Origin of the sequence: Rhodococcus sp. A14, from assembly GCF_011603105.1 — a bacterium.
In the GTDB taxonomy this organism is placed as follows: domain Bacteria; phylum Actinomycetota; class Actinomycetes; order Mycobacteriales; family Mycobacteriaceae; genus Rhodococcus_F; species Rhodococcus_F opacus.
Map to the genome: position 1 here is coordinate 1 of NZ_JAAOQS010000245.1, position 1,975 is coordinate 1,975.

General features: G+C 68.2%; 1 protein-coding gene. It reads right to left on the reverse strand.

Annotation, left to right across the window (positions count from 1 at the left end; all coding sequences use genetic code 11):
* Positions 1-77: 77 nt before the first annotated feature.
* Entirely contained in the window at positions 78-1,841 is a 1,764-nt protein-coding gene (locus tag G9373_RS45095; RefSeq protein WP_206033990.1) for an IS1634 family transposase, read from the reverse strand.
* Positions 1,842-1,975 lie beyond the last annotated feature (134 nt).

Consider the following 1,975-nt stretch of genomic DNA (forward strand, 5'->3'; position numbering starts at 1 on the left):
CCGAAGTTACTGCTATTAGAACGAGCGAACCCCCGGTTGAGCTGGGGGTTCGTCGTTTTCGGTTGTGGTTGTTCTGGCTACCTGACCGTGTGGGGGATGGTGGTGTCGAGGAGTTCGAAGGCCCGTCGTTGGGTGGGCGTGGGGACGGCCAGGGTCCTCACGATCGGTCCGTCGTCGCCGTAGCGCAGGTCGTTGCGGGTCAGGGTGGCCAGGTGGCCCATCAGGGCCTGGTAGGAGCGGGCCGGCAGGTCACCGTCGGTGGTGGTCTTGCGGGCCGCCTTGCTGTTGGCGGCGGCCGAGCGGGCCGCCGGGGCGACGGGATCGTCGCGGTGCGGCAGGTTCTCGTCGGTGTAGGTCAACGGCGCCCACGCCTGGCGCAGGTGCCAGGTGAGGTAGGCGGCGAGCATGCAGATCAGCACGTGACCCTTCACCCGGTCGGTGAGCCGGTGGTGGATCGGGCGCAGGTCCAGGTCGATGGCCTTGAGGGACCGGAAGTCGCGTTCGACCCGGGAGAGGTTCTTGTAGGCGTCGATCACGGCGGCGGTGCCGAGTTCGTCGGCGCTGGCGGTGGTGCGCAGGGTGTAGATCCCGTCGAGCGCGGCCTCGGCGTCGATCCTCTCCCGGTTGCGGGTCACCATCAGCGAGGTGTCGGTGATGTCGAGGCGAAAGTGCTTGCCCACCTTGTACTTCCCCAGCACCTTCCCGACCCGTAGGCCGATCTTCCCGGCCCCGGACAGCCGGCCCGCGGTCACCGCGGCGACGATCTTGCCCAGTTCCGCCTCGGTGGCGTCGAGCAGCTCGCCACGTTTGCGGGCCCGCTCGTCGGCCAGCGCCGGGTTGCGGCACACGATCAACCGTTCCCCGGGGTAGTCGGGGTGGGTGATCTCGGCGAAGTTCTGCTCGTCGAAAAGGCTCATCTGCAGCGGTCCGTCATCGGCGGCCAGCGCCGCGATCTGCGGGGCCCGCAGCGCGGTCAACCAGCCGAGTCCGCCGACCTGCTGCAGGGCGGTGATCCGGGCGGAGGTGATCATGCCGCGGTCGCCGACCATCAGCATGTTCTCCAGCGCGAAGGTGCCCTTGACCGCGGTCACGGCGTGGGTGAAGGCGGCCGGGTCGGCGGTGTTGCCGGGAAACACCCGGACCGCGACCGGGCGACCGGCGGGGTCGGTGAGCAGCCCGTATTCGATCTGTTCGCAGCCCTTCTTCCCGTCCCGGGAGTAGCCGCGGGCGGCCAGGTCGCAGTGCCGGCCGGTCACCCAGGACGAGGACAGGTCGAACATCGCGATCCGCGACGGATTCACCTTCGGGTCCAGATGCTTTCCGGCGAGCTGTTTTTCGATGCGGTCCTGGCGGCCGGTCAGCCAGTCCATCGCCGCGTAGATCTCGTCGGTGCCCGCCCCGGTCACCTCCAGGTCCACCCCGAGGGTGGTGTCGGCCCACCAGGAGGCGGTGGCCAGTTTCGAGGCCGGGGCCACCGCCCGGGCGAGGATCAGCGCCATCGCCAGATCCCGCATCCGGCCGGCCGGGCCGAGCATCGCGGGCAGGCCCAACACCTTGGCCTGGGCCCAGACCGCGGCGACGTGCCCGTGTGGGAGCGAGCGGAGCAAAGTGGCCGCCTCCGCGGCGGGGACCAGCGTCTGCCCCCTCAAGGTCGCCTCGATCGCCGCGATCGACGCCTCCGGAAGCGCCTTCAGGTTCGCCAGCGTCTCGTGACGGACCTTGCCGCCCTCACGGAAGGTGCGCCGCAGCAGCACCGACTCGTAGACCCGCTCCTCACCCGACTTCGTCACATAGCTGCGCCTGTTTCGGGCTACATGCATCGCGCCGCTGTATGGGGCCATGTCTTCATGTTAGATCGATTATCGGTTTAGACACCGCAACGACACGCAGTATTAGTGGCTACATTTTCGAATCGATTTCCGTCGTCTTCTCAGGTCGATCATGCAATCTCCGCCGAGAGCTACCGCAACTTCGG